Source organism: Trujillonella humicola, from assembly GCF_046233715.1.
Taxonomy (GTDB): Bacteria; Actinomycetota; Actinomycetes; order Mycobacteriales; family Geodermatophilaceae; genus Trujillonella; species Trujillonella humicola.
This window is the reverse complement of sequence record NZ_JBJNRJ010000008.1, coordinates 112,249-135,580: the sequence shown is the minus strand read 5'-3', so window position 1 is coordinate 135,580 and position 23,332 is coordinate 112,249. Positions and strand designations below refer to the sequence as shown.

Here is a 23,332-nt window from a genome sequence, read left to right as displayed (position 1 = left end):
GGGCTTGACCACACAACCCACTTCACACCACGAACACCGTGACCTGTCGAAGTTCTCCGCGTCCACTGTGCAGCTCTGAACGAACGACCCCCCACACACCCACCGCGGGGTGTGTGGAGAGTGGGTCGACAAGTTCACAGCGTTACGGCGGTCATGGCGAGAGGGAAACGCCCGGTCCCATTCCGAACCCGGAAGCTAAGCCTCTCAGCGCCGATGGTACTGCCCTGGAGACGGGGTGGGAGAGTAGGACACCGCCGGACAACCATTCCAGAACGGGGGTCGGAGCCACGCGCTCCGGCCCCCGTTTCTGCGTTGTCCGCCGTTCCGGCCATTCCTGCGCTCAGCCGAGCGTGCAGTGAGACGAAGAGGTACAGACGACACATGACCGGACCGCGACGTGACGGGGACCCGCGCGACGAGCGACGAGGCGACCCGGGCCGGGCCGAGCGCAGAGGACGTGCCGGGGATGCGCGTCGTGGCGGCGAACGGCCGGCCGGGGACGGCGCCGGGCGGGCCGGGGGAGGCCGCGGGGCGCCCCCGGGTGGCCGGCGCGGGCACGGTGCCGCGGACGCGCGCCGGCAGGGGGAGGCTCGAGGCCCACGGGACGACCGCTCCCGCGGTGTCGGCGGCCCGGACGCCGAGCGTCGGGACTGGCGGGACCGGACTCCGTCCCCCGGACGGCGCGAGGGCGCCGGACGCGGCCGGGTGGCCGGTCAGGACCGCGCGGGCGACAGCGGCTCGGCGGGCCGGGGCGGTCGGCAGGAGTGGCGGGCCCGTCCGGACGACGGTCCCGCCCGCGGCGGCGATCGGCCCTGGGGGCGGGGGGAGAGCAGCGGTGCTCGCGGTCGGCCGGGCGGCTCCGGCTCGGGCGGTGCCCGGGGCGCCGGTGGCGGTCGCAGCCGACGGCCCTCCGACGACCGTGGTGGCCGTGCCGGCGGGTCGGCGGCCGGCCAGGACCGTCCGCGCCGGTACGGGCCCGGAGGAGGCGACCGCGACCCGCGCGACCGCCGCCCGTGGGGGGAGCGGAACGGCGGCGGCAGCGAGTGGCGCGACCGGCGGCCGTCGGGAGACCGGGGCGCCGCTTCCGGGGACCGGCAGGACCGCCGACCCCCGGGTGAGCGGAGTGGCGGCGGCAGCGAGTGGCGCGACCGCCGTCCGTCCGGGCCGCGCGGCGCCGGCGGACGCGACCGCGGACCCGCGGCGGGCCGGGGGCGCCCCGTGCGCGCGGAGCGCGGCGAGCGCACGCCTCCGGTCCCGAGCGGCCCCGAGATCCCCGAGTGGGCCGACCCCCGGGACCTGGACGCCGCGGTGCGTGGTGCGCTGCGCGGCCTCGAGCCCCGCAACGCCCAGCGCGTGGCCGGCCACCTGGTGGCCGCCGGGACGCTGGTCGACGAAGACCCGGAGGAGGCTCTCGAGCACGCGCGCGCGGCGCGGGACCGGGCGTCCCGGATCGCGGCCGTCCGGGAGGCGGTGGGCGTCGCGGCCTACCACGCCGGCGACTACGCAGAGGCCGCGCGGGAACTGCGCGCCTACCGCCGGATGAGCGGCGACGACGGGTACCGCGCGGTCCTCGCGGACTGCGAGCGTGCCCTCGGCCGCCCGGAGGTCGCGTTGCGCCTGGTGCGCGAGGCGCTGAGCGCTGGGGCCTCCGCGGAGGAGACGGTCGAGCTGCGGCTCGTGGAGGCCGGGGCGCGCGCCGACCTGGGTGAGGTGCCCGCGGCGCTGCTGGTCCTCGAGGAGGCCTTCGGTGGCCGGCCACGGCCGGAGGCGCTCGACCTGAGCGACGAGACCGCGCTGCGCCTGGCCGCTGCCTACGCCGACCTGCTGACCGCAGCCGGGCACGGAGACGCCGGGCGCTGGCAGGAGGCGGTCGCCGCAGCGCGGGCCGAGGACGACGACGTGGCGTTCGGCGAGCTGGACGGGCCGCTGCCCGGTCCCGGTGGCGAGGAGCCGGCCGGCGAGGGCGACGCGGGCGACCAGGGCGACGTGGAGCCGGGGGACGGGCTGCTGGACCTCCCCGGGACCTCGGACGCCGACATCGAGGCCGAGGTGGCCGAACTGCTCGGCGAGACCGGCGCGGACGCCTCCCAGGCCGGCGGGGACGAGGGACCGGCGGCACCTGCCGGCGGCTGAGCACGGACCACCGACGACGTGCCGTCGACCGTCCACACCGGGCGGCGGCGTCCACAGGCCCGTGCGGAGGCGGCCGACCGGCGTGGGACGCCGGGAGGCTGTCTCCATGAGCGTCGCAGTGATCGACCGGAACGACGTGGTGCTGCGGGGACGGCTGACGGCCCCGGCCGAGCACCGCGAACTGCCCAGCGGCGACACCGTGGTGTCGTTCCGCATCAAGGTCAGACGTCCGGAGCCACGGCCAGGCGGGCAGACCGTCGACGTGCTCCTGTGCGTCACCTTCGACCGGGCGCTCCAGCGGCGGGTGGCCGCCTGGGAACCGGGTGACGTGGTGGAGGTGGAGGGCGCGCTGCAGCGCCGGTTCTGGCGTACGCCGGCCGGCACCGCCTCGATGGTCGAGGTCGCCTGCCGCCGGGGTCGCAAGGTGACGCGCTCGTCGGGCGGCCCGGCCACCGCCACGGCGTGACCGCCCGGTGTCAGTCCGAGTGGGGGCGGAACACCAGGCCGGTCCGCGGCTTGGGCACGAACAGGGTGGACTTGCGCGGCATCCGGGCACCCGCGCGCGCGACCTCGGCGACATCGGTGGGGGAGGGGGCCCGGAGCAGGATCGCGACGCCGGACCGCTCGGCCGCAGAACGCAGCGCCTGGTCGAGGTCGTGGGCGACGACGACGTCGTCGGGCCCGTCGTCGCGCCCCCAGAGCCGGCCGAAGAGGCCGGCGTGGGCGAGCACGACGTCCAGCCGCCGCCACGCGGGGGGTGCCTCGGCCGGGACGGCGTCGCGGACCGCCTCGTCGGGTCGGTCCAGGTGCACCAGCCGGGAGCCGTCGGTGAGCAGGAAGCCCGTCTGCGCGGGATCCTGCTGCCAGCGCCGTGCTGTGGCGAGGAGCTCTGCCCGGTCGCGCACGTGGAGACGGGTCGTCCGGAAGCCGTGTGCGGCGCCGGCGACCGCGTCGTCGATGTCCAGGCCGGGCAGCACCCGGTGGATCGGCTCCACGCGCAGCCCACCGGGGCCCATGGGCGTCACGAGCGCCAGCACGGCCCCCTGCTCGTTCTCCCCACCGACATCCCGCGCGTGCGCGCAGGCCGCCGCGAACCGGTGGTGGCCGTCGGCGATCACGGCAGCCGTCCGGGCCAGGGCGGCGCGGACCTCGCGCAGGAGCCCCGCATCCGTCACACGCCAGAGCCGGTGCTCGACGCCGTCGGCGTCGACCAGGCGCAGGTCCGGTGGACCCGATCGCGCGGCGTCGGTCAGGGCGGCGACCCGCGGGTCCGCGTCGTGCGCGAGCACGATCGGCTCCAGGTCGGTCTCGGTCGCGGCGAGCAGCGCCCGCCGCCCCTCCACCGCGGCCGGGAAGGTGTCCTCGTGCGGGAGCACCGCCCGCGACCCGGGCGGCGGGAGGACGACGGCACCGAGCCAGCCCACCGTCGCCGGTGCACCGTGCGGTGGCCGGAGCTCGTAGACCCACAGCGCCGGCACCGGGTCCCGCTCCAGGACGGCGCCGGACTCCCACTCCCGCAGCGTCCGGGCGGCATGGGCCACCACGCGGGCGACCCGGTCCTCCGCCGTCCGTCCGGCAGTCGATCGGGCACCGGCCGCCGCGTCGCCCGCGCCGGGGGCGCCCGAGAGCTCCGGGAGGATGAGCCGGACCACGTTGTGCGGGTCCGCGGCGGCCAGCCGGTCGCGCGCCCCGCTGGTCACCAGGTCGTAGGCTGGCGAACTCACCCGGGCCAGGTGCCCGGGGTCGTGCCTCCGGTACGTCAGCGCCCGGAAAGGCCGGACGTCCAGCCCCGTCGCTCCGGCGGGCACGGGCTCGGACGGCGTCGGGGGCACGACAGGAATCGTAGGAGCGGCCCGCTGCGGTCCGCGGCGGGCGGTGCCGGCGCCCGGCCGGTCGCACCGGGCGGTCGTGGGCGGCAGCCGCCCGGACGGGAGAGCACGGTGACCGGGACACCGGAGGGCGGCGTCTACGAGTGGTACCAGCGCGGCCTGCAACTGCTGGCCGGGGGTGACCCGGCGGCCGCCGCGACGCTCCTGACGAGAGCGGCGGAGGCCGAGCCGGCGTCGCGCAGCCTGCGCGAGGCGCTCGCCCGGGCCCAGTACGACGCCGGGCGGTACCAGGAGGCCATCGGCAGCTTCACCCGGCTGATCGCCGAGAACCCGGCCGACGACTACGCCCAGTTCGGTCTCGGCCTGGCCGCCAGCCGCGCGGGGGACCTCGACCTGGCCGCCGAGCACCTCGCCCTGGCGGCGGCGCTGCGCCCCGACCTGGAGCACTACGCCCGGGAACTGCGCGGGGTCCGGGCCCGGCGCGCGCGGGGCGCCCGGTGAGCCGCTCGCCCGCCGTCGTCCCGCTCGCGGCCGGCAGCGCATCGGCGCCGACCGCGGTGCACGACGTGGCGCTGCTCGACCTCGACGGGGTCGTCTACGTCGGCCCCGACGCGGTGCCCGGCGTCCCGGCGGCGCTCGCCACGGCCCGGGCGGCCGGCATGCGGCTGGGGTACGTCACCAACAACGCCGCACGCACCCCCGAGGAGGTGGCCGCCCACCTCACCGAGCTGGGGGTCCCGGCCGCTCCCGGCGACGTGATCACCAGCTCGCAGGCGGCCGCCACCGTGGTCGCCGAACGGTGGGGCGGCCGGGCCCGGGTGCTGCCGGTCGGGGGCCCCGGCGTGGCGGCCGCGCTGCGGGCGGCCGGGCTCACGGTCGTCGATCGCGCCGAGGACACCCCGGACGCCGTCGTGCAGGGCTACGGGCGCGAGGTGGGCTGGGCGCAGCTGGCCGAGGCGGTCGTGGCCGTCCGGGCCGGGGCGCGGCACGTCGCCACCAACACCGATGCCACGATCCCCTCGCCCCGCGGTCCGCTGCCGGGCAACGGGGCGATGGTCGGCGTCGTGGCCGGCGTGACGGGTCAGGCGCCGCTGGTCACCGGCAAGCCGGACCCGGCGATGCACGCCGAGTGCGTGCGCCGCACGGGCGCGCACACGCCGCTGGTGGTCGGCGACCGGCTCGACACCGACATCGAGGGCGCCCGGCGCGCCGGCGCGGCCAGCCTGCTGGTCCTCACCGGCGTCACGGATCCGGCCACCCTGCTCGCGGCCGGTCCCCTGCAGCGCCCGGATCTCCTGGCCCACGACTGCGGCGGCCTACTCGCCCCCCACCCGGCCGTCGTCCCCGACACCGGGCGGTGGCGTTGCGGCCGCTGGTGGGCCGGTCCGGTGGAGGCCGGGCTGGTCCTCGGCGGTGGAGCGGGGGAGCCGGCCGCGGGTCCGGCCGACGACGGGCTCGACGGGCTGCGTGCGCTGTGCGTCGCGCACTGGGCGGGGTCGCCGCAGGACGGCGGCCTGCCGGTCGTGTCACCGGACGGCGGACCGGCGGCCGACGCGCTGCGCCGGTGGGGACTGCTCGGCGACTGATCGGCGCCTGGCTCGGGCGAGGGCCCGCGACCCCCGCGACCCCCGGGACGGGCCGGCCGGCGGTCGCGCGGCGAAGGGCTCAGAGCAGCGAGCGCAGGCGGAGCATGTCGCGCAGACCGGCCTCGAGCTTCACCCGCCCGGAGGCCCACGCCTTGCCGAACGGCAGCTGCCCGTCGGTGAGGGCGACCAGGTCGTCGCTGGTCATCGTCAGCCGGATGTCGGCCTTCGGGGCGTCGGGGGCGTCGTCCTCGGCGCGCAGGTCGCGCACCGCGCCGCCCGCCAGGCGGCCGCGCAGCACCTGGCCGAGGTCGGGCAGCCTGCACGACAGGGAGCGGTCGAGTCCCTGCGCCGCGGGATTGGCCACCAGGTCGCCGAGCACGCCCCGGAGCGCGGTCATGCACTGCTCGATCGTCGCCACGCGGGCGGACCTCCTCGTCGTCGTACGGGTGGTGCGGTGCCGGCCGGCGCGCCGGGCCCCGTCGTCCCCGGCCGGTAACCTCGCAACCGGGACAAGAGCCCACCACACTCGCCTGGCGGCCGTGCGCGCCGCCCGGCCCGACCACCCGGGGAGGCGGCCACGATGTCCGAGACCAGCCGTGCGCGCCCGGTGCCCGGGCCGGCACCGGGCGCGGTCCCTCGCCCCGTCCCGGCGCCCCCCCGGACCGGCGGGCCCGCGGCCGGCCGGCCGGCGGAGGCCCTGCCCGAGGCCGTGCCGCAGCCGGCGGGCAGCGCCCCCGGGGAGGTGGCGGACCGCTTCGCCGGCCTCGACCGGCAGCCGGTCGGCGGGCACGTCGAGGTCTTCGAGGCCGAGCACGCCCGGCTCGAGCGCGAGCTGCGCACGATCGAACAGCTCTGATGGCCCGCCGCAGCCGGCTCGACGCCGAGCTCGTGCGGCGGGGACTGGCCCGGTCGCGCGAGCACGCCGTCGTCCTCATCGCCGAGGGCCGCGTCGCCGTCGCCGGGCGGGCCGCCACCAAGCCGGCCACCGGGGTGGAGGCCGGGACGCCGGTCGTCGTCCGCACCGACCCCGACGAGCCGCGCTGGGTCTCCCGCGGCGCGCACAAGCTCCTCGGTGCCCTCGACGCCTTCGCCGTGCCGGTCGAGGGCCGCCGGGCCATGGACGCCGGTGCCTCCACCGGTGGCTTCACCGAGGTGCTGCTCAGCCGCGGCGCGGCCGAGGTCGTCGCCGTCGACGTCGGCTACGGCGAGCTCGCCTGGTCGCTGCGCACCGACGAGCGGGTGCACGTGCACGAGCGCACCAACGTCCGCAGCCTCACCCCGGACCAGATCGGCGGGCCCGCCGCCCTGGTGGTCGCCGACCTGTCCTTCATCTCGCTGCGGCTGGTGCTCCCGGCGCTCACGGCCTGCGCGACCGCGGACGCCGACCTGCTGCCGATGGTCAAGCCGCAGTTCGAGGTCGGCCGCGAGCGGCTGGGCGCCGGTGGGGTGGTGCGCGACCCCGCCGTCCGCGCGTCGGCGGTCCTCGACGTGGCGGCCGCCGCCGCCGCGCTCGGCTGGGGCACGGCCGGCGTCGTCGCCAGCCCGCTGCCGGGGCCGGCGGGGAACGTGGAGTTCTTCCTCCACCTGCGCCGTGACGCCGGCCCGCCGCAGGAGGCCGACGTGCTCCGTGCCGTCGAGGAGGGGCCCCGGTGAGACACGGTGGGACGCGGGGTGACGCGCCGGTGAGGTACCGGAGCGGCCGCCGGTCAGCGGCGAGGACGCCCGCGGGGCAGAGTCGTCGGCGCGGGAGCCGACACGGGGGGCGACACGGGGAACGGGAGGGGACGTGACAGACGGCATCGCGGCCGCATGGGGCTCCGGCGGCGCCCGGCACGTGCTCCTGGCGGTGCACACCGGCCGGCGCGACATCGTGGAGCTGGCCCGGGAGGCGGCCGACCGGCTCATGCGGGCGGGCATCACCGTCCGCCTGCTCGACGACGAGGCGCCGGACCTGGCCATCGACGGAGCCGAGGTGGTGCCCGCCGGCGCCGAGGCGGCGCGCGGCGCGGAGATCGTCATGGTCTTCGGCGGCGACGGCACCTTCCTGCGCGCCGCCGAGCTGGCCCGGTACAGCAACGCCGCGCTGATGGGCGTGAACCTCGGCCGGGTGGGCTTCCTCGCCGAGACCGAGCCCGAGGCGGTCGAGGAGACCCTCGCCGCCATCGAGCGCTGCGAGTACTCGGTCGAGAAGCGGCTGGCCATCGAGGTCGACGTCCTCGACGCCTCCGGCTCGGTGGTCGGTGGCACCTGGGCGCTCAACGAGATCTCGGTCGAGAAGGCCGAGCGGTCCCGGGTCCTGGACGTCGTCATCGGCATCGACGGCCGGCCGCTGACCAGCTTCGGGTGCGACGGCGTCCTCTTCGCGACGCCGACCGGGTCGACCGCCTACGCGTTCTCCGCCGGCGGACCGGTGGTGTGGCCCGACGTCGAGGCGCTGCTGCTCGTGCCGACCAACGCCCACGCGCTGTTCGCCCGGCCGCTGGTCACCAGCCCCGACTCGGTGATGACCGTCGCCATCCCGCCCGACGGCAACCGCGCGCGGGTCTCGGCCGACGGACGGCGCTCCCTCGACGTCCCCGACGGCGGCCGCGTCGAGGTGCGCCGGGCCGCCCGCTCGGTGCGCATCGCCCGCGTCCACGCGACCAGCTTCGGAGACCGCCTCGTGGCCAAGTTCGGCCTGCCCGTCCGCGGGTTCCGCGAGGCCCGCACCCACGGTCCGGGCCACGAGGCGCCCACCGTGCGCAACGTGCTGGCCCGCGACGTCGTCGCAGCCGAGTTCGGGCAGGAGGTGACCGGTGCCGCGGACGAGCACGCGTGAGCGCCGGGCCCGGTCCGCCGTGGCGGCAGCCGAGTCGGCGGCGCCTGCGGCGGAGCCGTCCACCGGATCGGCGCCGGGCCGGCTCACCGAGCTCCGCATCCGCGGGCTCGGCGCCATCGACGACGTGACCCTCGAGCTGGGCCCCGGGCTGACCGTGGTCACCGGGGAGACCGGCGCCGGCAAGACCATGGTGGTCACCGGGCTCACCCTGCTCTTCGGCGGCCGCGCCGACCCCGGCCGCGTCCGGGCCAACGGCCGGGCAGGCGTCGAAGGCCGGCTGCTGCTGCCCGCGGACTCGCCGGTGTGGGAACGGGCCGCCGAGGCCGGCGCCGATCCGGACGACGACGGCAGCCTGATCCTGGCCCGCACCGTCAGCGCGGAGGGCCGGTCACGCGCGCACCTGGGCGGCCGCAGCGTCCCGGTGGGTGTGGTGGCCGAGCTGGCCGAGGGCCTGCTGGCGGTGCACGGGCAGAGCGACCAGCTGCGGCTGTCCCGCCCGGCCGAGCAGCGCCGGGCGCTCGACCGCTACGCCGGGTCCGACCACCTCGCCCTGCTCGACCGCTACCGCACCGCCCACGCGCGCTGGCGGGAGCTGAGCGCCGATCTGGAACGCCGCCGGGGGCAGGCCCGCGAGCTGGCCCAGGCGGCCGACGTGCTGCGGCACGGTCTCGGGGAGATCGACGCGGTCGCGCCGCAGCCGGGCGAGGACGACGAGCTCGACGCCCTGGCCCGCCGTCTCGGCGACGCCGACTCGCTGCGGGGTGCGGCCGACGAGGCCCGGCTGGCGCTGGTCGGCGACGTGGCGGGCGACCTGGCGGGCGGCGGCGAGCTCCCGCAGGACGCCACCGCGGCGCTGGCGACCGCCGAGCGGGCACTGGCCGGTTCCGGCGACCCCACGCTGGTGCTGCTGGCCCAGGACCTCGCCGACGCGGTCGCCGTCGTCTCCGACGTCGCCGGGCAGCTGTCCGGCTACGTCTCCGACCTCGACGCCGACCCCGCACGCCTGGCCGAGGTGCTCGACCGGCGGGCCGCCCTCACCGGGCTCGTCCGCAGGTACGCCGACCCGGGCGAGGGGATCGCCGGGGTGCTGGCCTGGGCCGACGACGCCCGCGGCCGCCTCGGCCAGCTCGACGTCTCCGACGAGGCGCTCGACGCCCTCACCGCCGAGCGCGACGCGGCCCGCGGCGAGGTCGACGTCCTCGGGGCGGCGGTGTCGGAGGGCCGGCGGGCCGCGGCCGACGGGTTCGCCGCCGAGGTGGGCGACGAGCTCGCCGGGCTGGCGATGAAGAGCGCCCGGGTCTCCTTCGCGATCGACAGCCACCCCGACGACCCGGGTCCCGAGGGGATCGACGAGGTGGCGCTGCTCATGGCCGCCCACCCCGGTGCCCCGCCCCGGCCGGTGCACAAGGGCGCCTCCGGTGGGGAGCTCTCGCGGGTCATGCTGGCCATCGAGGTGGTCTTCGCCGGCGCCGACCCCGTTCCGGTGATGGTCTTCGACGAGGTGGACGCCGGGGTCGGCGGCCAGGCCGCGGGCGAGATCGGGCGCCGGCTGGCCCGGCTGGCCGGCGACCACCAGGTCGTCGTCGTCACGCACCTGGCGCAGGTGGCCGCCTTCGCCGACACGCACCTGGTGGTCGACAAGTCGCCCGACACCGGTGCCGGGGTCACCGCCACCGACATCCGGGCGGTCGAGGGCGAGGACCGCGTGCGCGAGCTCGCGCGGATGCTGTCGGGGCTCGCCGACAGCGACACCGGCCAGGCGCACGCGCGCGAGCTGCTCGCCGTCGCCGCGGCGCGGAGCTGACAGTTCCTGCCACCGGCCCGGACGGGGGAGGAGTGACCGCAACCGCGCGGGGGTAGGGCCGGGTCGTGCGCAACCGACACGAGGTCGACGACGACCACCAGCCCGCCGGCGGAACGACGGCCGGGGTCGCGCGGTGAGCTGCTTCTCCTCCGCCGACGAGTCGGCGCACTACGGCTTCAGCGTGTGCATGCTGCTCCAGCACTACCGCGAGCAGCTCGGCTGGGAGCGGGACGGCGTGGTCGAGCTCGGCACCGGCGACGCCACGGCGATCGCCGACGTGGTGGCCGGCCTCCCGGGGCTGCGGGTGCGCAGCTTCGACATCAGCGCGCCGTCGGTCGAGCGGGCGCGGGCCAACATCGCCGAGCGCGGCGTCGCCGACCGCTACACCGTCGAGCTGGGCGACTTCTTCGACGGAGCCGACTCCTCCGGGGCCCCGGCGGCGCGGACGGTCATCTCCAACCCGCCCTACATCCCCGCGCCCGACCGGAACATCCTGATGCCGGAGCTGTGGGGCGGCATGTACGGCAACGACCTGTCGCTGGCGCTGCTCAAGGCCGGCTACGACAACGTCGTCGTCGCCGTTCCCAGCTACTCCGACCCGGTGACCACCATCGGCACCGCCGCCGACCTCGGCTACCGGGTGGTCAACTTCCTCGCGATGGGCCTGGACTTCGGGCCCTACAGCGCCGAGCCCAAGGTCGGCGAGCACATCCGGCGGATCGTCGCCGAGGGGCGCGGCTGGGCCGGCGAGGCCGAGTACATGGTGGCCGTCGCCCTGTTCACCCGGGACGACGCCATCCCCGGCGACCGGTCCGCCCAGCTGCGGCGGGCGCTCCAGCTGCCGGCCTGACCGCCGGGCCCCCGGCCGGCCGCCGCCGGGTCACCGGCGCTTGGCGTATCCGGCGAGGCCGAACTGCAGCAGCCCCAGGCCGCGGCCGCCGCGGGTCAGCAGCTCGGCCGACAGCGCCGGACCGGTGACCCCGGCCAGCACCCGGTCGCGGGCCAGCTCGAGCAGCCCCGCGTACAGGCCGAGGACGGCGTGGGCGGCCAGCCACGGCTCCAGCGATCCGGCCTCCGCGCCGGTCTCCTCGGCGATCAGCTCCGCCAGGGCCGTGGTCAGCTCCCCGAGGATCTCGCGCTCGCGCACCTGGAGGGTCCGGCTGCCGCGGACCACCGCGGCCATCGCGGCCACGCCCCGGGCCGCCTCGTCCGAGCCCAGGCCGGCCATCGCGGCGACGACGAAGCTGCCCGCGGCCGTGGCCGCCGCCTCGCCGGCCGGCCGGCGGCGCACCGCGTCCAGCAGCGCGGCGCGCATCGGCGGGTCGGCCTCGAAGACCAGCCCCTCCTTGACCGGGAAGTGGTTGAACACCGTCTTCTCCACCACGCCGGCCCGCTGGGCGATCTCCACCACGCTCACCGCGTCGAAGCCGCGCTCGGCGAAGAGCTCGGTGGCCGCGTCGACGATCCGCGCGCGGGTCTGCTGACGGCGCCGCTCGCGCAGCCCCGGCCCACGCAGCGCGCGCCGCCCACGCCGCCCGCGCAGCGGGACGTCGTCCCCCTCCGGGGCGCGCCCCGCCTCACCCCCGGGTGCGGCGGGGGGCGCGGCGCCCTCCACCGGGACGGCGGGCTCCGGGGACGGCGCGCCGGGCAGCGTGCCGGGAACCGGACCGGCGGTCGTCCCGGCCACGTCGTCGTCGGCCGGGACGGAGGGGTGGATCGCTGCAGGCGCCCGGTGAGTCACACCACCAACGCTAGACAGGCGGACGGACCGGTCCGGCTGCGCGGCCGGCGCGACCGGCGCCAGCGTGTCGCGTCCACCGCGGTGTCGAGCACCCACCGTGACGGGGCCATGACGCTTGCGCGTCGCAGGACGGTGGTCCCCGGGCCGCGTGGGAGCATCGAGCCCATGCGCATCGGCACCTTGCGACGGAGCCGGGGCCAGGAGCAGGTGTCAGGCGTCCCCGGCACCGCCCGGCTCGACCGCCGCACCAAGAACCTCACCAAGCGGCTGCGTCCCGGGGACATCGCGGTGATCGACCACGTCGACATCGACCGGGTCAGCGCCGACTCGCTGGTCGCCTGCAAGGTGGCCGCGGTGGTCAACGCCGCGGCGAGCAGCTCCGGCCGCTACCCGAACCTCGGGCCGGGGATCATCTCCGAGGCCGGCATCCCGCTGCTCGACGGCGTCGGCAAGGAGGTGTTCGCCGCCCTCAAGGAGGGCGCCGAGGTGCGGCTGGACGGCGACACGCTCTACGCCGCCGACGGCACGCCCGTGGCGAGGGGTGTGCGCCAGACGCCGGACACCATCGCCGAGGCGATGGCCGAGGCCCGTGCCGGGCTGTCGACGCAGCTGGAGGCCTTCGCGGCCAACACGATGGAGTACATGAAGCGGGAGCGGGCGCTCCTGCTCGACGGGGTCGGCGTGCCCGACGTGCGCACCCGCATCGACGGGCGGCACGTGCTCATCGTCGTCCGCGGGTACGACTACAAGGAGGACCTGCAGGCGCTGCGGTCCTACATCCGCGACTACCGCCCGGTGCTCATCGGCGTCGACGGCGGCGCCGACGCGCTCATCGAGGCCGGTCACACGCCGGACATGATCATCGGCGACATGGACTCGGTCAGCGACGACGTGCTGCGCTCGGGCGCCGAGGTCGTCGTGCACGCCTACGCCGACGGGCGCGCGCCGGGCCTGGCCCGCGTGCAGGATCTCGGCGTCGAGGCGATCACCTTCCCGGCCGCGGCCACCAGCGAGGACATCGCCATGCTGCTCGCCGACGAGAAGGGCGCCTCCCTCATCGTCGCCGTCGGCACGCACGCCACCCTCGTCGAGTTCCTCGACAAGGGCCGCGGCGGGATGGCCTCGACGTTCCTCACCCGGCTGCGCCTGGGCGGCAAGCTGGTCGACGCCAAGGGCGTCAGCCGGCTCTACCGCAGCCGCATCTCGACCCTCACCCTCGTCGTCCTGGTCCTCGCCGCCCTGGTCTCGATCGGGGCCGCCTTCGCGGCGTCGACCGCCGGGCAGATCTACATCGACCTGCTGGTCGACAAGTGGAACGGCTTCCTGTTCTGGCTGGAGAACCTCTTCTCGTGATCGACTTCCGCTACCACCTGGTCTCCCTCGTCGCGGTGTTCCTGGCGATCGCCCTCGGCATCGTCATCGGGACGACGGCGCTCAACGGGGCCGTCCTCGACGACCTGCGGGCCCAGGTGACGGGCCTGCAGGAGGACAAGCGCAACCTGGAGGACACCACCCGCCAGCTGCAGGCGCAGCTGGACACCGACGACCTGTTCGAGCAGGCCGTCGGCCCGGCGCTGGTCGCCGACACCCTGACCGAGCGCAGCGTGGTCCTGCTGCTGGACGGCGACGACGTCTCCGAGGACACCGTGGAGGCCGTCACCGCCCTCATCGACGACGCGGGCGGCACGCTGACCGGCACGGTGCGGCTGACCGGGGGCTACACCGACCCGGAGAACGACGCCGCCCTGCAGAACTACGTGACCGGCCCGGGCCTGCCGACCGGGGTGACCCTGCCCTCCACCGACGACACCGGCGAGCTGGTGGCCGCGGTCCTCGCCCAGGTGCTGGTCACCCCGCAGGGCGTGGTCCCGGAGCCCGACACCGCCGCCCTGTCCCAGGTGCTGGCCGGGCTGGCCTCGCTGGAGGTGCTGACCGTGGACTCGTCGTCGGTCCAGCCGGCCGACCACGTCCTCGTGCTGACCGAGGGCACGCTCGACGGCGACGACGCGCAGGAGCGCCTGGACGGCCTCCTCGACCTGGTGCGGGCCCTCGACGTGGCCGGTTCCGGCACGGTCGTGGCCGGCGACGCCGACGCGGCGGGGGAGAACGGCCTGGTCGGTGCGATCCGCGCCGACCCGGAGACCGCCGGCCTGGTGTCGACGGTCGACAACGTCGACACCGCGGCCGGGCAGATCAGCAGCGTGCTCGCGCTCGGCGCCGAAGGTGAGGGCACCTCCGGCCAGTACGGCACCGGGGAGGACACCCAGCCCGTCCCGCCGGTGCCCGCCGCGACCCCGTGACCGCCCGGCGAGCCGGCGGCCCGCGCCGGCTGCTCCTGGCCCTCGCCGGCGCCGCGGCGGGCCGTGCGGCCCTCGCCGGCGCGTCCGCGCTCGCGGCCCGGCCTGCCGGCGCGGCCTGGGCCCGGACCAACTACGCCGGCCGCCCGGTCACCCTGCTGGGCGGTCCGGCGCTGGCCGCGGCCGCGACCGCCACCGCCGTCCTGGGCGCGCCGGCGGGGTCCGCCACCGCCGCGGCCGTCGTGGGCACCGTCTCCGGCGTCGTGGGGGGCTACGACGACCTCGTCGGAGCGCGGCCCGAGCAGGCCCGGGACAAGGGCTTCGCCGGGCACCTGCGTGCGCTCCGGGCCGGGCGGCTGTCCGCCGGCGCGGTCAAGGTCGCCGGCATCGGCGCGGCCGCGGCCACCGCGGCCCTGCTGACCCGCCGGCCCGGCACCGGGCCCGCAGAGGTCGTGCTCACCACCGGCCTGGTCGCCGGCACCGCCAACCTGCTCAACCTGCTCGACCTGCGTCCCGGCCGGGCCGGGAAGGTCGCCGCGGCGCTGGCGGCCGGCACGCTGCGGGGCCCGGGCGGCGGCCTGTCCGCCGGGCCGCTGGGCGCCGCCCTCGCCGTCCTGCCCGCCGACCTCGGCGAGCGCGTCATGCTCGGCGACTGCGGCGCCAACGCCGTCGGTGCGCTCCTCGGCCTGCGGCTGGCGGCTCTGCCCTCCCGCCGGTCGCGGACGGCGCTGCTCGGCGTCGTCGCCGCGCTCACCCTGGTCAGCGAGAAGGTCAGCTTCACCCGGGTCATCGAGGCGACCCCGGGCCTGCGGGAGCTGGACCGGCTCGGCCGACGCCCGTCGTGACCGGGACCGCGAGGTCCCGCGAGACCGCTCCGTGAGCGCGCGGCAGGTCGCCCGCGGGGTGGCCGGCGCGGCCGCGCTGATCGCGGGGCTCACCGTGCTGGCCCGGCTGGCCGGCTTCGGCCGCACGCTGGTCTTCACCAACGCCGTCGGTGCCAACAGCACAGGGGACACCTACACCGCGGCCAACACCGTCCCCAACATCGTCTTCGAGGTCGTGGCCGGGGGAGCCCTGGCCAGCCTGGTGGTGCCGATGCTCGCCGGCGGCATCGCCGCGGGGGACCGCGAGCAGGTCCGCCGCACCGCCTCGGCCCTGCTGGGCTGGACGCTGCTGGTGCTCACCCCGCTGGCCGTCCTCGTCGCACTGTTCGCCGGGCCCATCGCGCGGCTGCTGCTGGGCGGCGGTCCGGCCGCCCAGACCGAGCTCGCCGCCCGCTTCCTGGTCGTCTTCGCCCCGCAGGTCGTGCTCTACGGGATCGGCATCGTGCTCGCCGGCGTGCTGCAGGCGCACCGGCGCTTCGCCGGCCCCGCGCTGGCCCCGCTGCTGTCCAGCCTGCTCGTGGCCGCCGCCTACCTGCTGTTCGCCGGCATCGGCGGTGCCCGCGACGCGGCAGACCTGGAGCGCCCGGCGGAGCTCGTGCTGGGGGTGGGGACGACGCTCGGGGTCGCGGCCCTGGCCCTGTGCCTGCTGCCGCCGGTGCGCCGGCTGCGGCTCGGGTTGCGCCCGGCACTGCGCTTCCCGGTCGGTGTCGCGCCGCGGGTGGCCCGCCTGGCGCTGGCCGGCGTCCTCACCCTCGCCGGGCAGCAGCTGGTGGCCGCCGTGGCGATCCGGCTGGCCAACTCCGGGGCGCCCGACGGCACGCAGGTCGTCTACACCGCCGGGCTCACCCTGTTCCTCGTGCCCTGGGCGGTGCTGGCCGTGCCCCTGGCGACCTCGGCGTACCCGGGGCTGGCCGAGCGGGCCGAGCGGGGAGACCGCGCCGGCTTCGCCCGGGCGCTGGCCCCCGTGGTCCTGCTCGGCACGGTGGCGAGCGCGGTGGCCGCGGCGGTGCTGGTCGGCGCGGCCGGACCGATCGCGCGGGTGTTCCTGCTCCGAGGGCCCCCGGACACGGTCGCCGCCCTGCGCGACACGATCATCGCCTTCGCCCCCGGACTGCTGGGCTACGGGCTGGTCGCCTTCCTCACCCGCGCCCTCTACGCCCAGGGGCTGTGGAAGGCGCCGACCGTCTGCGTCGTCGGCGGCTGGATGCTCGCCGTCGTCGCCGACGTCGTGCTGTCCGCGGTGCTGCCCGCGCAGGACCGGGGGCTGGCGCTCGGCGCCGGGCACACCGTCGGCGTCACCGTGGCCGGCGTGGCGCTGCTGGCGGTGACCGTCCGGGTGGCCGGCGCCGAGGCGTTCACCGGGCTGGCCCGGGCCGGGATGCCGGCGCTGCTGGCCGCCGTCCTCGCCGCCGCCGGCGGCCTGGGGGTGGCGCGGCTGCTCGACGCCGACCCCGTCCCCGGCACCGGCCCGCTCGGCGCCCTGGGCGCGGGCGCGGTGGTCGTCGCGGTCGTGCTGGTGATCGCGGCGGCGGTCATCATGGGCACCGCGCGGGGTCCGCTGGCCGCGGCCGTGCGCACGCTGCGGGCGCCCGATCCGCAGCCCGAGGCGATCCCCGGAGGTGCCCGGTGAGCGGGACCGCGCCCCTGGCCGGACGGCGGGTGGCCGAGGTGCTCGCGACGAGCACCGGCGGCGTCGGCACGCACGTGCGGGCGGTGCTGCCGGCGGTCGTCGTAGCCGGCGCCGAGGTGCTGGTGTGCGGCGCGCCGGCGACCGACGAGCTCTTCGGCTTCCGGGCCGCGGGGGCGGCGTTCACCCCGGTCGGGATCGGCGCGGGGCTGGACCCGGTCGCCGACGCCCGGGCCGTGCTGCAGCTGCGCCGTGCCCTGACCGGGGCCGACCTGGTGCACGCCCACGGACTGCGGGCCGGCCTGGTCGCGGCCGCCGCGCTGCGGCTGCCCGGCGGGCCCCGCCGGCCGCTGGTGCTCACGCTGCACAACGCGCTGCCCGAGGGCGGCGGGGGGCTGAAGCGGCGGGTGCTCGGCGCCGCCGAGCGGGCCACGGTGCGCGGGGCCGACGTCGTCCTCGCCGCCTCCGACGACCTGGCCGGCAACGCCCGCCGGCTGGGCGCCCCCGACGTCCGCACCGCGCCGGTGAGCGCGCCCGCCCTCCCGCCGGCCACCCGCAGCCGCGCCGAGGTCCGCGCCGGGCTCGGCCTGGACGGGAGACGGCCGCTGGTGGTCGCGGTCGGCCGGCTGCACCCGCAGAAGGGCTACGACGTCCTGCTCGACGCGGCTCGGGGCTGGACAGGGGACGGCGGGCCGCTGGTGGCCGTGGCCGGTGACGGGCCGCTGCACGCCGAGCTGCAGGCGCGGATCACCGCCGAGCGGCTGCCCGTGGTCCTGCTCGGCCGCCGCGACGACGTCGCCGACCTGCTCGCCGCCGCCGACCTGTGCGTGCTGCCCTCGCGGTGGGAGGCGCGCTCGCTGACCGCGCAGGAGGCGCTGCGCTCGGGCACCCCGCTGGTGGCCACCCGCACCGGCGGCCTGCCCGGGCTGCTCGCCGACGCCGCCGAGCTCGTCCCGGTCGGGGACGCGGCCGCCCTCTCCGCCGCGGTGGACCGCGTGCTCGCCGACCCGGCCCGCGCCCGGCAGCTCGCCGAGGCCGGACGCCGGCAGGCGCAGACCTGGCCGGACGAGGCCGCGACCGCCCGCACGCTGGTCGCCGTCTACCGGGAGCTGCTCGGACCGCCCGCCGAGGGCCCGCCGTGACCCGCCGCACCGTCCTGCTGGTGGTCGCCGTCCTGGCCGTGCTGACCGGCCTGCTCACGCTGCCCGGCCCGGCCGGGCCCGCGGCGGCCGCCCCCGCGGCCGACGACGTCCGTGCCGACCGGGTGCTCGTCGTCGGGGTCCCCGGGCTGACCTGGGCCGACGTCACACCCGAGGGCACGCCGCAGCTGTGGGCGCTGGCCGGGGACTCCACCATCGGCGCGATGTCGGTGCGCGCGGCCCGGGGCACCACGTGCGTCCTCGACGGCTGGGGGACGATCGGCGCGGGCAACCGGGTGCGCGTCCCGGGGCCGGACGACGGCCTGCCCCCCGTACCGCTGCCGACCGTGCCCATCCCCGAGGACCCCGCCGACCCGGACGCGCCGCCCGCTCCGCCGGCCGACGAGGAGCCGGCGATGGACAGCTCGCTGACCTACTGCGGGCTGCAGGAGCGGCTGGTCGAGGTGGGCCTGGGCGACCCCGAGGCAGCCGTCGGCCGGACCGCCGACGACCCGGGCACCCAGCGCTTCGGCAGCCGCCCGGCCGCGCTCGGCGAGGCGGTCGGGTGCGCCACGGTCGTCGGGCGGGCCGCCACGCTGGCCGTCGCCGGTCCCGGGGTGGAGCTGGACCGGTACGAGGTGCTGCCGACCGAGCCGGCCGGCGCGGCCGGGCTGCTCGACGGGTGTCCGCTGTCGCTGGTGTCGCTGGACGCCCTGCTCACCGCCGGCCGCCCCGGGGTCGACCAGACCGACGACGGCACCGACCCGGCTCCGCGCGCCGCCGCGCTGAGCCGCATCGACGAGTCGGTGGGCCGGCTGCGGGCCGCCGTCGCCACGCTGCCGGGGGACACGCTGCTGCTGCTGCAGGGCGTGTCCGAGGTCAACGACGGCCGGCCGCAGCTGCACGTGGGCATGGCCGCGGGCCCCGGCTTCGGCGACGGCTGGCTGGTGTCGGCCAGCACCGGCCGGGCGCCCTACGTCCAGCTCATCGACGTCGCCCCGACCGTTCTGCGGGCGCTGGGCGAGGACCGGCCCGCGACGTTCAACGGGCAGGCGATGCGGGCCGGCGGGGAGCGGCCGGCGCTGGAGGAGGCCGTGGCCGAGCTGGCCCGGGCCAACGTGGCGGCCACCACCCACCACCGGCACACCGGCTACTTCTTCTGGTCCCTGGTCACCGTCTCCGCCCTGGTCGTGGTGGCCGGCGCCGCGGTGCTGGGCGTGCGGCGGGGTGCCCTGCCGCCCGGCGGCCGGCGCGCTCCCGGAACCGGTGCGCTGCGCACCTTCGCCCTGGCCGCCACGGCGCTCCCGGTGGCCACCTTCCTCAGCGGACTCGTCCCGTGGGAGCGCTCCGGCTCGCCCCTGGTCGCCCTCACGATCGCCGTGCTGGCCGCCGACGCCGTCGTCGTGGCTCTGGCGCTGCTCGGGCCGTGGCGGCGGCGCCGGCTCGGGCCGGCCGCGGTCGTCGTCGCCGTCACCCTGGTCACGCTGGTCGGCGACGTGCTCACCGGTTCGCACCTGGAGCTGAACGCGCCGCTGGGCTACGACCCGATCGTGGCCGGCCGGTTCACCGGCTACGGCAACCTCAGCTTCGGCCTGCTGTCGGTCTCGGCGCTGCTCTCCGCCGCGGGGCTGGCCACCCTCGCCGGCCGCCGTGCCCGGGCCGGCCGCGCGCGGATGGTCACCGGGCTCAGCGTGCTGGCGATCGGCGTGGTGGTGGTCGGGGTCGTCGGGGCGCCGCAGCTGGGCCGGGACTTCGGCGGCGTGCTGGCCGTCCTGCCCGGCTTCCTGCTGCTGGCCATGCTGCTCACCGGCATGCGGGTCACGGTGGTCCGGCTCGCTGCCATCCTGGCCCTGGCGGTGGTCGCCGTGGGCGGCGTCGCCGTCCTGGACTGGCGGGGCGAGCCGGAGGACCGCTCGCACCTGGGCCGCTTCGTCGAGCAGGTGCTCACCGGTGAGGCGTGGACGGTGGTCAGCCGCAAGGCCGAGGCCAACCTCGACATCGCGACGCGCAGCCCGCTGGCCTGGATGCTGCCGGTCGCCCTGGTCGCCGCGGTGTGGCTGGTGCGCCGCGGCGGCCTGCTCCGCAACCCGCGCGAGGGCGGCCTGCCGACGGCGGCCGGCCGGGCCCGGCTGCGCCCGGCCGACGCCGCGGTGCTGCGGGCGGCGCTGCTCTCGGCGGCGCTGAGCCTCGCCATCGGCGCCGCGGTCAACGACTCCGGCGTGGCCGTGCCGGGCACGGCGGCGACCCTGCTGGTGCCGCTGCTGGCGTGGCTGGCGGCCGGACCGGCGGAGCGGTCCGGATCCCGCCCCGAGGTGGCGCAGAGCACGGCCGCCGCCGGCGGGGACGGGGACGCCGGAGCTGTTACGGTGGTCTCCCGTGGGTCGACCGTCAGGAACGCTTGATCAGTCCGCTTCCTCCCTTGCATCCCGGAGCCTCCACAACTCGCAGCCGACGAAGTTCGTCTTCGTCACCGGCGGCGTCGTGTCCTCCCTGGGCAAGGGACTGACCGCCAGCTCGCTGGGTGCCCTCCTCTCCAGCCGGGGCCTGCGGGTCACCATGCAGAAGCTGGACCCCTACCTCAACGTCGATCCCGGGACGATGAACCCGTTCCAGCACGGCGAGGTCTTCGTCACCGAGGACGGCGCGGAGACCGACCTCGACGTCGGCCACTACGAGCGCTTCCTCGACATCGACCTGTCCGGCCGGGCCAACGTGACGACCGGCCAGGTGTACTCGGACGTGATCGCCAAGGAGCGCCGCGGGGAGTACCTCGGCGACACCGTGCAGGTCATCCCGCACATCACCAACGAGATCAAGGCCCGGATCATGGCCGGCGCCGAGGGCCCGGGCCGGGTGGACGTCGTCATCACCGAGATCGGTGGCACCGTCGGCGACATCGAGTCCCTGCCCTTCCTCGAGGCCGCCCGCCAGGTGCGGCACGAGATCGGCCGGGACAACTGCTTCTTCCTGCACATCTCGCTGGTGCCCTACATCGCCCCGTCGGGGGAGCTGAAGACCAAGCCGACGCAGCACTCGGTGGCCGCGCTGCGCAGCATCGGCATCCAGCCCGACGCGCTGGTCTGCCGCTCCGACCGGGACATCACCGACGGCCTCAAGCGCAAGATCAGCCTGATGTGCGACGTCGACGCCGAGGGCGTGATCTCCTGCCCGGACGCGCCGTCGATCTACGACATCCCCAGGGTGCTGCACAGGGAGGGCCTGGACGCCTACGTCGTCCGCCGGCTCGGCCTGCCGTTCCGCGACGTCGACTGGACCGTGTGGGGCGACCTGCTCGAGCGGGTGCACCGGCCGAAGCAGACCGTCGAGATCGCGCTGGTCGGCAAGTACATCGACCTGCCCGACGCCTACCTGTCGGTCAGCGAGGCGCTGCGCGCCGGCGGGTTCGCCCACCGCAGCCGGGTGAAGCTGCGCTGGGTGCCCTCCGACGACTGCCAGACCCCCGAGGGCGCGGAGAAGGCCCTCGCCGGGGTGGACGGCGTCTGCATCCCCGGCGGCTTCGGCGTCCGCGGCATCGAGGGCAAGCTCGGTGCGATCCGGCACACCCGGGTCAACGGCATCCCGACCCTCGGCCTGTGCCTGGGCCTGCAGTGCATGGTCATCGAGTACGCCCGCGACGTCGCCGGGCTGCCGGAGGCCAACTCCGCGGAGTTCGACCCCGACACGCCCGACGCGGTGATCGCCACCATGGCCAGCCAGGTCGACGTCGTCGCCGGCGAGCGCGACATGGGCGGCACCATGCGGCTGGGCAGCTACCCCGCGGCGCTGCAGAAGGGCTCGGTCACGGCAGCCGCCTACGGCGGCACGGAGATCACCGAGCGGCACCGGCACCGCTACGAGGTGGCCAACGCCTACCGCGACCGGCTGGCCGAGGCCGGGCTGGTCTTCTCGGGCACCTCTCCCGACGGCCTGCTGGTGGAGTTCGTCGAGCTGCCGCGCGAGTCGCACCCGTTCTTCGTCGGCACCCAGGCGCACCCGGAGCTGAAGAGCCGGCCCACCCGCCCGCACCCGCTGTTCGCCGCGTTCGTGCAGGCCGCCATCGACTTCCAGGAGTCGGCGCGGCTGCCGGTGCCGGTCGAGGACGCGGAGAGCGAGAAGGTCGGCATCTGATGTCGGAACCGGCCGCCGCGGGCGATTACCGGCTGCTCTCCTCCGAGACGGTCTACGACGGCCGGGTCATCAGCCTGGTCGCGGACACCGTGGCGATGCCCGGCGGCGGCGACAGCGTGCGCGAGGTGGTCCGCCACCCGGGCGCGGTCGCCGTCGTCGCGCTGCACGACGACGGCGACGTCGTCCTGCTGCGGCAGTTCCGCCACCCGGTCGGCGGCTACCTGTGGGAGCTGCCGGCCGGGCTGCGCGACACCGACGGCGAGCCGCCGCTGGAGACGGCGAGGCGCGAGCTCGCCGAGGAGGTCGGGCTGTCGGCCGACCGCTGGTCGCTGCTGACCACTTACGCCAGCAGCCCCGGCTTCTGCGACGAGCGGGTGTCGGTCTACCTGGCCGAGGGGCTGCGCCCCGTCGAGCGGCCCGACGGGTTCACCGCCGAGCACGAGGAGCTCGACATGACCGTCGAGCGGGTGCCGCTGGCCGACGCGGTGCGGCGCGTGGTCGCCGGCGGGATCGTCAACGCGGCCGCCGTCATCGGCCTGCTCGCCGCCGACCGGATCCTCTCGACGAGATCTGCACACTCGTCGCCATCAGGCGCTGATCCTGACGAGTGTGCAGATCTCGTCGAGGACTAGGGGATGAGGACGGGGTCGGTCGTGCCGACGTGCAGGTACCGCATCCGCTGGGCCCGCTCGTCCCAGACCTGCTCCTCGAGCCAGAACACGTAGGGCACGCCGCGGGTCAGGCCCCCGATCGTCGCGGTCACCTCGCCGCAGTCGTCGCGCTGGCCGGCGAGGGCCTGCGGGGGGTCGGGCTGGGTGCCGGTGGTCAGCACCTGGCTCACCGCCTGCACCCGGTAGCCGCGGACGGTGCTGTTGTCGCTGTCGGCCATCCAGCTCAGCGTGGCCGACCCGGGGCCGGGCACGACCCCGGGCAGGATCCGCCGGGGGCTGCTGTACCCGCCGCACGTCGCCGGCGGTGGCTCGAACTCGGGGATCACGCCGCGCGGCACCACCGGCGGCACGATCTCCAGGTCGACGTCGCGGGGGACGGGCACGGCGATCCCGGGGACGGTGACCTGCGGCTCGGGATCGACGATCCCGCTCCCCGGCCCCGGCACCTGGGGCACCCGCGGGACCTGCGGCACGGCGTCGACCAGCGTGCCGGCGTCGCGGAACGGGGACCACGAGGCGGTGAGCTGGGCGGCCAGCTCCGTCGCCGGCGCCGCCGCCACGACGAGCCCGACCGCGAGGACGGCGACCGCGGTGCCGGCGGTGGAGGCGAGCGGACGCCGGCGGCGGGCGGACCGCCGTCGCACCGGCCCGCGACCGCGCCGTCGCGCCTGTCCC

General features: G+C 77.2%; 21 protein-coding genes and 1 rRNA gene. 18 read left to right on the top strand and 4 right to left on the bottom strand.

Annotated features, from left to right (window positions below; genetic code table 11):
- The first annotated feature begins 143 nt into the window (after window positions 1–143).
- The 3 genes from rrf (at window position 144) to ACK586_RS06965 (ending at window position 2,599) form a co-directional block, all read left to right on the top strand.
- Window positions 144–260 (top strand): 5S ribosomal RNA (rrf, locus tag ACK586_RS06975).
- 958 nt (window positions 261–1,218) lie between these two features.
- Window positions 1,219–2,133: a tetratricopeptide repeat protein gene (locus ACK586_RS06970; protein ID WP_409329734.1), complete on the top strand. Its 915-nt coding sequence runs from the start codon at window positions 1,219–1,221 to the stop codon at window positions 2,131–2,133.
- Between the two features lie 106 nt (window positions 2,134–2,239).
- On the top strand, window positions 2,240–2,599 hold the full coding sequence (locus ACK586_RS06965; protein ID WP_409329733.1) for a single-stranded DNA-binding protein: 360 nt from the start codon (window positions 2,240–2,242) through the stop codon (window positions 2,597–2,599).
- 10 nt (window positions 2,600–2,609) lie between these two features.
- Here the strand turns inward: ACK586_RS06965 and ACK586_RS06960 are convergent, their stop codons facing one another.
- Window positions 2,610–3,941: a DUF1015 family protein gene (locus tag ACK586_RS06960; protein WP_409329736.1), complete on the bottom strand. Its 1,332-nt coding sequence runs from the start codon at window positions 3,939–3,941 to the stop codon at window positions 2,610–2,612.
- A gap of 132 nt (window positions 3,942–4,073) precedes the next feature.
- On the opposite strand from ACK586_RS06960, the gene ACK586_RS06955 reads away from it, so the two are divergent.
- Window positions 4,074–4,463, top strand: a complete 390-nt coding sequence (locus ACK586_RS06955) for a tetratricopeptide repeat protein (protein WP_409329732.1) — start codon at window positions 4,074–4,076, stop codon at window positions 4,461–4,463.
- Window positions 4,460–5,548 carry an HAD-IIA family hydrolase gene (locus tag ACK586_RS06950; protein ID WP_409329731.1) on the top strand — a complete coding sequence of 363 codons (1,089 nt, stop codon included), beginning with the start codon at window positions 4,460–4,462 and terminating at the stop codon, window positions 5,546–5,548. Before ACK586_RS06955 ends, ACK586_RS06950 begins: the two co-directional genes overlap by 4 nt.
- A 79-nt stretch (window positions 5,549–5,627) precedes the next feature.
- Here the strand turns inward: ACK586_RS06950 and ACK586_RS06945 are convergent, their stop codons facing one another.
- Window positions 5,628–5,966, bottom strand: a complete 339-nt coding sequence (locus ACK586_RS06945) for an alkyl sulfatase C-terminal domain-containing protein (RefSeq protein WP_409329730.1) — start codon at window positions 5,964–5,966, stop codon at window positions 5,628–5,630.
- 162 nt (window positions 5,967–6,128) lie between these two features.
- Between ACK586_RS06945 and ACK586_RS06940 the strand changes: the two genes are divergently transcribed.
- The 5 genes from ACK586_RS06940 (at window position 6,129) to ACK586_RS06920 (ending at window position 11,020) form a co-directional block, all read left to right on the top strand.
- Window positions 6,129–6,404, top strand: coding sequence for a hypothetical protein (locus tag ACK586_RS06940; RefSeq protein WP_409329729.1), 276 nt, complete (start codon window positions 6,129–6,131; stop codon window positions 6,402–6,404).
- Window positions 6,404–7,201, top strand: a complete 798-nt coding sequence (locus ACK586_RS06935; protein ID WP_409329728.1) for a TlyA family RNA methyltransferase — start codon at window positions 6,404–6,406, stop codon at window positions 7,199–7,201. Before ACK586_RS06940 ends, ACK586_RS06935 begins: the two co-directional genes overlap by 1 nt.
- Before the next feature lie 133 nt (window positions 7,202–7,334).
- Window positions 7,335–8,366, top strand: coding sequence for an NAD kinase (locus tag ACK586_RS06930; protein WP_409329727.1), 1,032 nt, complete (start codon window positions 7,335–7,337; stop codon window positions 8,364–8,366).
- Window positions 8,344–10,170, top strand: coding sequence for a DNA repair protein RecN (gene recN, locus ACK586_RS06925; protein ID WP_409329726.1), 1,827 nt, complete (start codon window positions 8,344–8,346; stop codon window positions 10,168–10,170). Before ACK586_RS06930 ends, recN begins: the two co-directional genes overlap by 23 nt.
- 133 nt (window positions 10,171–10,303) lie before the next feature.
- Window positions 10,304–11,020, top strand: coding sequence for a class I SAM-dependent methyltransferase (locus ACK586_RS06920; RefSeq protein WP_409329725.1), 717 nt, complete (start codon window positions 10,304–10,306; stop codon window positions 11,018–11,020).
- A 30-nt stretch (window positions 11,021–11,050) separates the two neighbouring features.
- On the opposite strand, the gene ACK586_RS06915 is transcribed toward ACK586_RS06920, so the two are convergent.
- Window positions 11,051–11,911, bottom strand: coding sequence for a TetR/AcrR family transcriptional regulator (locus ACK586_RS06915; RefSeq protein WP_409329724.1), 861 nt, complete (start codon window positions 11,909–11,911; stop codon window positions 11,051–11,053).
- Window positions 11,912–12,118: 207 nt separating this feature from the next.
- Here ACK586_RS06915 and steA point away from each other — a divergent pair, with 207 nt between their 5' ends.
- From steA to ACK586_RS06875, 8 genes are read left to right on the top strand one after another with little or no spacing between them, the layout of a single operon-like run.
- Entirely contained in the window at window positions 12,119–13,264 is a 1,146-nt protein-coding gene (gene steA / locus ACK586_RS06910) for a putative cytokinetic ring protein SteA (protein ID WP_409329723.1), read from the top strand.
- Window positions 13,261–14,211, top strand: coding sequence for a copper transporter (locus ACK586_RS06905; protein ID WP_409329722.1), 951 nt, complete (start codon window positions 13,261–13,263; stop codon window positions 14,209–14,211). Before steA ends, ACK586_RS06905 begins: the two co-directional genes overlap by 4 nt.
- Entirely contained in the window at window positions 14,208–15,053 is an 846-nt protein-coding gene (locus tag ACK586_RS06900; RefSeq protein WP_409329721.1) for a hypothetical protein, read from the top strand. The genes ACK586_RS06905 and ACK586_RS06900 overlap by 4 nt, the downstream gene beginning before the upstream one ends.
- Before the next feature lie 31 nt (window positions 15,054–15,084).
- Window positions 15,085–16,722 carry a murein biosynthesis integral membrane protein MurJ gene (murJ, locus tag ACK586_RS06895; protein ID WP_409329720.1) on the top strand — a complete coding sequence of 546 codons (1,638 nt, stop codon included), beginning with the start codon at window positions 15,085–15,087 and terminating at the stop codon, window positions 16,720–16,722.
- Window positions 16,719–17,861 (top strand): glycosyltransferase family 4 protein, encoded by a 1,143-nt coding sequence (locus ACK586_RS06890; protein WP_409329719.1) that lies wholly within the window; start codon window positions 16,719–16,721, stop codon window positions 17,859–17,861. The genes murJ and ACK586_RS06890 overlap by 4 nt, the downstream gene beginning before the upstream one ends.
- Complete coding sequence (locus ACK586_RS06885; protein WP_409329718.1) at window positions 17,858–20,260, top strand: alkaline phosphatase family protein; 2,403 nt, start codon at window positions 17,858–17,860, stop codon at window positions 20,258–20,260. The genes ACK586_RS06890 and ACK586_RS06885 overlap by 4 nt, the downstream gene beginning before the upstream one ends.
- Entirely contained in the window at window positions 20,235–21,986 is a 1,752-nt protein-coding gene (locus tag ACK586_RS06880) for a CTP synthase (RefSeq protein ID WP_409329717.1), read from the top strand. Before ACK586_RS06885 ends, ACK586_RS06880 begins: the two co-directional genes overlap by 26 nt.
- The gene (locus tag ACK586_RS06875) at window positions 21,986–22,618 is read left to right on the top strand and encodes an NUDIX domain-containing protein (RefSeq protein ID WP_409329716.1); all 633 of its coding nucleotides are present in this window, start codon (window positions 21,986–21,988) and stop codon (window positions 22,616–22,618) included. Before ACK586_RS06880 ends, ACK586_RS06875 begins: the two co-directional genes overlap by 1 nt.
- Here the strand turns inward: ACK586_RS06875 and ACK586_RS06870 are convergent.
- Entirely contained in the window at window positions 22,615–23,301 is a 687-nt protein-coding gene (locus ACK586_RS06870) for a hypothetical protein (protein ID WP_409329715.1), read from the bottom strand. The two genes, ACK586_RS06875 and ACK586_RS06870, sit on opposite strands and share 4 nt — an antisense overlap.
- Between the last annotated feature and the right edge of the window lie 31 nt (window positions 23,302–23,332).

Coding starts and splice junctions, on each gene's coding strand:
- ACK586_RS06935 (WP_409329728.1), top strand. CDS start 6,404: ATGGCCCGCCGCAGCCGGCTCGACGCCGAGCTCGTGCGGCGGGGACTG.
- ACK586_RS06940 (WP_409329729.1), top strand. CDS start 6,129: ATGTCCGAGACCAGCCGTGCGCGCCCGGTGCCCGGGCCGGCACCGGGC.
- ACK586_RS06875 (WP_409329716.1), top strand. CDS start 21,986: ATGTCGGAACCGGCCGCCGCGGGCGATTACCGGCTGCTCTCCTCCGAG.
- ACK586_RS06965 (WP_409329733.1), top strand. CDS start 2,240: ATGAGCGTCGCAGTGATCGACCGGAACGACGTGGTGCTGCGGGGACGG.